At 57.8% G+C, this 9003-nt stretch carries 7 protein-coding genes; 3 read left to right on the forward strand and 4 right to left on the reverse strand.

Annotation, left to right across the window (positions count from 1 at the left end; all coding sequences use genetic code 11):
• Positions 1 to 18 precede the first annotated feature (18 nt).
• Positions 19 to 267 carry a sulfurtransferase TusA gene (gene tusA / locus AC0Z4S_RS13400; protein ID WP_262136137.1) on the reverse strand — a complete coding sequence of 83 codons (249 nt, stop codon included), beginning with the start codon at positions 265 to 267 and terminating at the stop codon, positions 19 to 21.
• Between the two features lie 174 nt (positions 268 to 441).
• Positions 442 to 1515 carry a 23S rRNA (cytidine(2498)-2'-O)-methyltransferase RlmM gene (gene rlmM, locus AC0Z4S_RS13405; protein WP_485623357.1) on the reverse strand — a complete coding sequence of 358 codons (1074 nt, stop codon included), beginning with the start codon at positions 1513 to 1515 and terminating at the stop codon, positions 442 to 444.
• A 222-nt stretch (positions 1516 to 1737) separates the two neighbouring features.
• Between rlmM and acnA the strand changes: the two genes are divergently transcribed.
• Positions 1738 to 4479 carry an aconitate hydratase AcnA gene (gene acnA / locus AC0Z4S_RS13410; RefSeq protein ID WP_485623358.1) on the forward strand — a complete coding sequence of 914 codons (2742 nt, stop codon included), beginning with the start codon at positions 1738 to 1740 and terminating at the stop codon, positions 4477 to 4479.
• A gap of 323 nt (positions 4480 to 4802) precedes the next feature.
• Here acnA and AC0Z4S_RS13415 read toward each other — a convergent pair whose 3' ends face one another.
• Entirely contained in the window at positions 4803 to 5291 is a 489-nt protein-coding gene (locus AC0Z4S_RS13415; protein ID WP_485623359.1) for an SRPBCC family protein, read from the reverse strand.
• Positions 5292 to 5467: 176 nt separating this feature from the next.
• Here AC0Z4S_RS13415 and AC0Z4S_RS13420 point away from each other — a divergent pair, with 176 nt between their 5' ends.
• Positions 5468 to 6382, forward strand: coding sequence for an ADP-ribosylglycohydrolase family protein (locus tag AC0Z4S_RS13420; protein WP_485623360.1), 915 nt, complete (start codon positions 5468 to 5470; stop codon positions 6380 to 6382).
• 48 nt (positions 6383 to 6430) lie between these two features.
• Positions 6431 to 6835 carry a lysozyme inhibitor LprI family protein gene (locus AC0Z4S_RS13425; protein ID WP_485623361.1) on the forward strand — a complete coding sequence of 135 codons (405 nt, stop codon included), beginning with the start codon at positions 6431 to 6433 and terminating at the stop codon, positions 6833 to 6835.
• Between the two features lie 46 nt (positions 6836 to 6881).
• Here the strand turns inward: AC0Z4S_RS13425 and mrdA are convergent, their stop codons facing one another.
• Positions 6882 to 8774 carry a penicillin-binding protein 2 gene (gene mrdA, locus AC0Z4S_RS13430; RefSeq protein WP_485623362.1) on the reverse strand — a complete coding sequence of 631 codons (1893 nt, stop codon included), beginning with the start codon at positions 8772 to 8774 and terminating at the stop codon, positions 6882 to 6884.
• Between the last annotated feature and the right edge of the window lie 229 nt (positions 8775 to 9003).

A 9003-nucleotide genomic window follows, 5' to 3' on the forward strand; every position in this document is an offset into this window, starting at 1 on the left:
GTCTTTTTTTGCCCAGAGTCAGGGCTTCTTGCGAATCCAGTACAGATAAGTGCCGGCCTCTTCATGCTGGCTGACCAGTTCATGGTCGAGGAACACACAGAACTTGGGAATGTCGCGTTTGGTCGAGGGATCGGTGGCGATCACCTTGAGCAGGCCGCCGGGTACCAGATCGCGGATGTGCTGGTGCAACATCATTACCGGCTCCGGGCAATTGAGGCCGGTGGCGTCGAGGGTGCCATCGACCGGGGTATCGATCATTTCACTCATGGTTCACTCCAGAAACTGGCCGGCATTGTCGCGCATTGCCGGGTATTCGGTCATCTGTGGCTTTACACCGCCCCCTGTAGGAGCTGCCGAAGGCTGCGATCTTTGATCTTGATCTTCAAAAACAAAGTCAAAAGATCGCAGCCTTCGGCAGCTCCTACACAGGCTATCGCTATTTCAGCGGGATCTGGCTTTCTTGGTATCGTGCCGGCGCAAGTGGCAGGTCACTTCTTCGCGGTCGTGATACAGCTGCTTGCAACCGATATCAACCTTGATCCCACGCGCCTTGAAACCCTCGGCAATCCGCTCCAGCAGGCGCTTCACTTCGGCATAACGCTGTTTCATCGGCAGCTTCAGGTTGACCACCGCCTCGCGGCAATGTCCCTCGCCAATCCACTCTTCCAGCATCGCGGCATTGCGCGCCGGTTTCTCGACGATGTCGCAGACCATCCAGTCAACCGGTTGCTTCGGCTTGAAGGTGAACCCGTCAGCCATCAGATGCTGAACCAGGCCGGTTTCCATCAGGCTTTCGGCCATCGGGCCGTTATCGATGGCGGTGACCAGCATGCCACGGTTGACCAGTTGCCAGGTCCAGCCGCCCGGCGCGGCGCCGAGGTCGACGCCAGTCATGTCGCTGTGCAGACGATCTTCCCACTGATCACGCGGAATGAAGTGGTGCCACGCCTCTTCCAGCTTCAAGGTCGAACGGCTAGGCGCTTCGCGGGGAAATTTCAGGCGTGGAATGCCCATCGGCCACATGGCCGAATTGCCGGCATCGGCCATGCCGAGGAACACTTCGCGGCCGCTTTTGAAGGTCAGCAACAGACGCGGCTTGCTGGCGTCTTCGACCAGTTTGCCAGCGGCTGTCAGCGCCTTGCGCAGCGGGCCTTCGAACTTCTTGCAGAAGTTCGACAGCTCCTTGCCGTCATTGGTATCGACCACTTCCAGCCACAGACTGCCGCATACCGGGAAATCGGCCATGTGCGCGAGGATCACGCTGATCCGGTCGTTTTCCGGCAGATCGATGAAAAAGCCGCGCGCCCACTGCCGCGGGAAAATCAGTTCGGCGAAACGCTGACCGCGCATCAGGCGTTCGGCGCCGTCTTGTTCAGTGCAGACAAACTCGGCGCAGGCCGCAGCCGTTTTGGCTTTGGCGTAACCGGCGACATCGAGACGGGCGGCGAGGTCGGAAATTTCCGAACAGACTTCGCCTTCGAAGCCGGGCCGGCAATGCATGAATAGGGTGTTCATTCTTACTCCTGGGCAGCAGTCGATGATTCGGCTGCTGCGCGATGCTCAAGCCTTGCGTTGCCGCAATGCCTGTCACGAAAACCGGCGCATGATAGCCGAAGTCGGAACCATGGTTGCGCCCATAGAGTCCAGTTATTAGCCAGCTACTCAAAACAGAGCTAGGTTTAATGCTCTGCCCGTCCCCTCAGTCCGTAGCCGTGCGGACTCAAAGGAGTGATCGTAATGCCGTCCCTCGATAGTCTGAAGTCACTGAAAACCCTGCAAATCGACGCCACGACCTACCACTATTTCAGCCTGCCGGAAGCCGCCAAAAGCCTGGGCGACCTCGACAAGCTGCCGATGTCGTTGAAGGTCTTGCTGGAAAACCTGCTGCGCTGGGAAGACGAAAAAACCGTGACCGGTGCCGACCTCAAGGCCATTGCCGCCTGGCTCAAGGAGCGCCGCTCCGATCGGGAAATCCAGTACCGCCCGGCTCGCGTGTTGATGCAGGATTTTACCGGCGTCCCTGCCGTGGTCGACCTCGCTGCGATGCGTGCGGCGATGGCCAAGGCCGGTGGCGACCCGCAACGGATCAATCCGTTGTCGCCGGTGGATCTGGTGATCGACCACTCGGTAATGGTCGACAAGTTTGGCAGCGCCAGTGCATTCGAACAGAACGTCGACATTGAAATGCAACGCAACGGCGAGCGCTATGCCTTCCTGCGCTGGGGCCAGAGTGCGTTCGATAACTTCAGCGTGGTACCGCCGGGCACCGGCATCTGCCACCAGGTCAACCTCGAATATCTCGGCCGCACCGTGTGGACCAAAGAAGAGGATGGCCGCACCTACGCCTTCCCCGATACGCTGGTCGGCACCGACTCTCACACCACTATGATCAATGGCCTCGGCGTGCTCGGCTGGGGCGTTGGCGGGATCGAAGCGGAAGCGGCGATGCTCGGGCAACCGGTGTCGATGCTGATTCCGGAGGTGATCGGCTTCAAACTCACCGGCAAGCTCAAAGAAGGCATCACCGCGACCGATCTGGTGCTGACCGTCACGCAGATGCTGCGCAAGAAAGGCGTGGTCGGCAAATTCGTCGAATTCTACGGCGACGGTCTCGCCGACCTGCCGTTGGCCGACCGTGCGACCATCGCCAACATGGCTCCGGAATACGGTGCGACGTGCGGCTTCTTCCCGGTCGACGATGTCACTCTGGAATACCTGCGCCTGTCCGGCCGGCCGCCAGAAGTGGTGAAACTGGTCGAGGCGTACACCAAGGCTCAAGGTCTGTGGCGCCTGCCGGGTCAGGAACCGGTGTTCACCGACAGCCTGGCCCTGGACATGGGCAGCGTCGAGGCCAGTCTCGCCGGGCCGAAACGCCCGCAGGATCGCGTCTCGCTGCCGAATGTGGCGCAGGCCTTCAGTGACTTCATCGACCTGCAATTCAAACCCACCAGCAAGGAAGAAGGACGCCTGGAAAGCGAGGGCGGTGGCGGCGTGGCGGTGGGCAACGCCGATCTGGTGGGTGAAGCGGATTACGAATATGACGGCAAAACCTATCGCCTGAAAAACGGTGCCGTGGTCATCGCCGCGATCACCTCGTGCACCAACACTTCCAACCCGAGCGTGATGATGGCGGCCGGGCTGCTGGCGAAAAAAGCTGTCGAGAAAGGCTTGACCCGCAAGCCGTGGGTGAAAAGCTCACTGGCCCCCGGTTCGAAAGTCGTCACCGACTATTACAAGGCTGCCGGGCTGACTCAGTACCTTGATCAGCTTGGGTTTTCGTTGGTCGGTTACGGCTGCACCACCTGCATCGGCAACTCCGGGCCACTGCCGGAGCCAATCGAAAAAGCCATTCAGAAAGCCGATCTGACCGTCGCGTCGGTCTTGTCCGGCAACCGCAATTTCGAAGGCCGGGTGCACCCGCTGGTGAAAACCAACTGGCTGGCCTCGCCGCCGCTGGTCGTCGCCTATGCATTGGCTGGCAGCGTGCGCACGGATATCAGCAGCGAACCGCTGGGCGAGGATCAGCAAGGCAACCCGGTGTATCTGCGCGATATCTGGCCGAGCAGCCGGGAAATCGCCGAGGCGGTGAATCAGGTCAACACGGCGATGTTCCACAAGGAATATGCCGAAGTGTTCGCCGGTGATGAGCAATGGCAAGCCATCGAGGTGCCGCAAGCGGCGACTTACGTGTGGCAGGACGATTCGACCTACATTCAGCATCCACCTTTCTTCGACGATATTTCCGGCCCTTTGCCGGAAGTCAAAGACGTAAAAGGTGCGCGGGTACTGGCCTTGCTCGGTGATTCGGTAACCACCGACCACATCTCCCCCGCCGGCAATATCAAGATCGACAGCCCGGCCGGGCGTTATCTGCAGGAAAAAGGCGTCGAGCCGCGTGATTTCAACTCCTATGGCTCACGTCGCGGTAATCACGAAGTGATGATGCGCGGGACCTTCGCCAATATTCGTATCCGCAACGAAATGCTCGGGGGCGAGGAAGGCGGCAACACGATCTACATACCCAGCGGGGAAAAACTGGCCATCTATGATGCGGCCATGAAGTACCAGGCTTCGGGCACGCCACTGGTGGTGATTGCTGGCCAGGAATATGGCACCGGGTCAAGCCGTGACTGGGCGGCGAAAGGTACCAATCTGCTGGGTGTCAAAGCCGTGATTGCGGAAAGTTTCGAGCGTATTCACCGCTCCAATCTGGTCGGCATGGGTGTGCTGCCGTTGCAGTTCAAGCTTGACCAGAATCGCAAGAGTCTCAATCTGACTGGCAAGGAAACATTCGAGATTCAGGGGCTGAGCGGTGTCGAGTTGACGCCGCGGATGAATCTGCCTCTGGTGATTACTCGCGAGGATGGGCGTCAGGAGAAGATTGAAGTCTTGTGCCGGATTGATACGTTGAACGAGGTTGAGTACTTCAAATCGGGGGGGATTCTGCATTATGTGTTGCGGCAGTTGATTGCTTCGTAACGGGTGACATTTGCGTGAGTGCAGAAGGCTGCGACTTTTGAGATTAGGCTTTTAAAAGCAAGATCAAAAGATCGCAGCCTTCGGCAGCTCCTACGTGCAGACGAAAAAAAACCCGCCGAAGCGGGTTTTTCCCAAGACCATTATCGACTCCCTGTCGGCAGCGATCCTTGCAAATGGTCGATCATCCATGATCCTGAAACACTCCCTGTGTCTCAGTTGATGTGTGTAGATTACCCAGTGGATCCAATCAGCAATAGTCGTAAAAGCTACCAACGCGTGTAAGACATTCGCCATACAAACACTTCCGAAAACCCTTAGACCTGTCAGGCACTACCGCGTTCACGGGCCTTGGCGCTTTCGGCGAGGAACTGTTCAAGCCTGCTCAATTGTTCCTCCCAGCCGCGACTGTCCATGTAATACGCCTCTTTCTGGCGAATATCCGGAATGTGCGCGAAGCCGGATTCCGAGACCTTGAGCAACGTGCCGTCTTCAAAATCCTGCAGCTCGAATTTGACCAGGGTGGTGGGCTCTTGGGAGTAGTCGATCTTCGGGTTGACTGCGTACGGATGCCAGCGGAAAGAAAACAACTGCTGCGGCTCGACCCGCTCGATCAGCACATTCCACAATACATGCTCATAACCGGGGTACGTAACCTGCCCCTGTGTCCATTCGCCGGCGATGAATCGCCGGCCCTCCAGCGCCACGCCGAACCACTGGCCAAAGGCCTCGGCATCGACAAGTGCACGCCAGACATGGGAACGCGACGCCTTGAGCGTGATTTTGCGTTCGAAACTGTTGGGTACTGGTTTCATACGTCACCTCATGTTCTGAACACTAGGCTTGTATGACCACGTGTCCAATGCGAAGTTGTATCGAAGCGCTGCAACCACGCAATCCTGCGGACACATCATGCCGTAGTTTTCGCTCTGTGATCAGCGCTGCCTGACCTGTTATCTTTCCAGCGAATCCGCAGAAACAAGGACGAATCATGCAGCCTTCTCTTGCCGATCGTTATCGCGGCGCCCTCCTCGGCCTGGCCTGCGGCGATGCGGTCGGCACAACGGTCGAGTTTCAACCGCGAGGATCATTCCGACCGCTGAGTGATATGGTCGGCGGTGGTCCGTTCCAGCTCAAACCGGGGCAATGGACCGATGACACCTCCATGGCACTCTGCCTGGCCGAGAGCCTGCTGAGCAAAAACGGCTTCGATGCGGCTGATCAGATGGGGCGTTATCTCAATTGGTGGAAATGGGGATACCTGAGTTCCACCGGTACATGTTTCGATATCGGCATGACCGTGAGCCAGGCGCTGGAACAGTACCAGACAACCGGGGACCCTTTTGCGGGTTCCACTGACCCTCTTACCGCTGGCAACGGTTCGCTGATGCGATTGGCGCCCGTCGTGCTGTTCTATTTTCCCGACATTCGACAGATCCAGACCTTTGCTGCCGATAGTTCGCGCACAACCCATGCGGCGCCGGAGGCAATCGAGTGCTGCCAATTGCTGGCTGATCTGATCGCGAGAGCGCTGGAGGGTGCGGAGAAAACACAGCTTCGCCGGTCACCACTGTCAGAGCTTTCCCAGCCCAAGGTGGTTGCGATCGCACGGGGTGAGTACCTCGATAAAGCGGAAACTGAAATCAAAGGCAGCGGCTATAGCGTCCAATCACTGGAAGCCGCTTTGTGGTGCTTTCATCACACGCAGAGCTACGCTGACGCCGTACTCAAAGCAGCCAATCTCGGTGATGATGCGGATACTACGGCTGCTATCGTGGGTCAGTTGGCCGGCGCTTACTACGGCGTTCGGGCGATTCCTGAGGACTGGCTGGAGCGGCTGCATGAAGGCGAAGAAATCGCAGCCACTGCGGATCGCCTGCTTGAGGCCTCCAGGTTACGTGCGTAACAATCGCTACACTGTTTTGCTCTTTCCACTCGATACAGCGAGAACCTAATGTCAGTGCGCCTGCTCCTGGCCCTTGCGCCTTTTTTATTTTCCCCATTCGCCCACGCCGCCGTTGATTGCTCCAACGCCAACGATCAGGCGACGATGAATCAATGCGCGGGGCAAACCTTCAAAGCGGCAGACAAGGAACTGAATACGCTCTATCAGCAGATTACCGGACGCCTGAAGGACAACCCGGACGGCAAGAAGCTGCTGGTCAACGCGCAACGGGCGTGGATCAGCTTTCGGGATGCCGAGTGCAAGTTTTCGGCATCCGCGGTGGCGGGTGGGAGTGTTTATCCATTGATTTACAGCGATTGCCTGACGGACATGACCAAGACGCGTGTCGAGGCGCTCAAGCAATATCTGAAATGTGAGGAAGGCGACATGAGTTGCCCGGTACCTGGTGCGTAATCACAGGCTCCGCTCGCGGGAGCCTGTGTTCTGAAGCCGTTCAGCCTCAAACGTGGGGGTCACCCGGTGCTTTGCTCGGCGCAGCGTATTGCGGCTTGAGGTGGCCATCCTGATCGAGCAACCAGGCGTCCATGATCTGCCGGACGACTGGTCCTGCGACTCGCCCCCCAGCCTCGCCGTTCTCGATCATTACCGAGATGGCGATCTTTGGATGCTCTGCCGGTGCAAATCCAACGAATAAAGCGTTGTCGCGGTGACGTTCGAGGGTTTTCTCGCGGTTGTAGCGCTCACCCTGCTTGATCGCCACCACTTGTGCCGTACCACTCTTGCCGGCGATGCGGTATTGCGAGCCCGCCGCGGCCGCTCGGGCAATACCTCGAGCATCGTGCATGACCATCTGCATACCGTGGTTGACCTGTTCCCAATCACGCGGATCCTTGAGCAGGATGTTCGGCATCGGGTGCTCGTCAACCGGCGCTACGCCGTCGACCGACTTGGCCAGATGCGGCCGATTCCATATCCCCTTGTTGGCAATCAGTGCAGTGGCCTGGGCCAATTGCAGTGGCGTGACCTGCATGTAGCCCTGGCCGATGCCGAGAATGACGGTTTCACCGGGATACCAGGCCTGTCGCCGCGTCGCGCGTTTCCAGGCTTGCGACGGCATCAGACCGGGCGATTCTTCAAACATGTCCAGCGAGACCTTTTCACCAAGGCCGAACATCGCCATATAGTCGTGCAGACGATCGATGCCAAGCTTGTGAGCCAGGTCGTAGAAGTAGGTATCGTTGGAGCGCATGATCGCCGCATCCATGTCCACCCAGCCGTCACCGCTGTGGTTCCAGTTGCGATACTTGTGATCGAAGTCCGGGAGTTGGTAATAGCCGGGATCGAATACGCGGGTCTGCGGGGTCACGACACCGGCGTCCAGACCGGCAATGGCAACTTCCGGCTTGATCGTCGAACCCGGGGCGTACAGGCCGCGCAACACGCGGTTGAACAGCGGACGGTCGATGGAATCGCGCAGCGCCGAATATTCCTTGGAGCTGATGCCAGTGACGAACAGATTCGGATCGAAGCTAGGGTTGCTGACCATGGCCAGCACTTCTCCCGTGGACGGATCAAGAGCAACCACGGATCCACGACGGTCGCCTAAAGCGGCTTCGGCGGCTTCCTGCAGTTTCACATCGAGGCTGAGGACGATGTTTTTGCCTGGCACCGGATCGGTGTGCTTGAGCACACGCAGCACTCGGCCTTGAGCATTGGTTTCGACCTCTTCGTAACCAACATGGCCGTGCAGCTGCGCTTCATAAAAGCGCTCGATACCGGTTTTACCAATGGACTGCGTACCACGGTATTCAACAGAGTCGAGGGTTTTCGATTCTTTTTCATTGATCCGACCGACATAACCGATCGAATGGGCGAAATGTGCGCTGAGGGGATAGTGCCGGACAAACTGCGGTTCGACATCAAGGCCCGGTAGACGGAATTCATTGACCGCCAGGACGGCGATCTGCTCTTCCGTCAGCTCATAAAACAGGGTGACCGGTGTGAATGGATGCCGGGATTGTTTCATCGCCTTGTCGAATACCGTGCGATCTTCAGCAGGCAGGTGCAGCAAGTTGATGACTTCGTCCAGCTCCTGATTGACGTCGGTTGCACGCTCACGGGTGATGGTCAGGTTATAGCTGGGACGGTTGTCGGCGAGAAGTACACCATTGCGGTCGTAGATCAATCCGCGCGTCGGCGGTATCGGCAGGACGTGGACACGGTTGTTTTCGGAGATGGTCGAGTGATAGTCGAATTCCACTACTTGGAGGATGTACAGGCGCACAACCAGAGCACAGCTGATGGCGAAGACGAACAGAGCACAGGCGATCAAGCGTTTGTTGACCAGCCGCGTCTCTTTTTCATGGTCCTTGATCGGGATTGGTTCAGGCATTTCTACAGCAACTCTTTGACATAAATGAGTGCCGATCCGTGGGCAGGACATCAGTCCGTTAAAAAACGAGCTGCACCATACCAAAACTGGCCGTTCACTTCAGGATGTATTTCCCCGGTGGCGCTGTGAAAAAATTTCTCGCAGGCAAAACAAAACCCCAACTGCTTTCGCAATTGGGGTTTCGGAATTTAATCTTGACGATGACCTACTCTCACATGGGGAAACCCCA

Source organism: Pseudomonas sp. 1L-B-1-E-C1, from assembly GCF_057291835.1.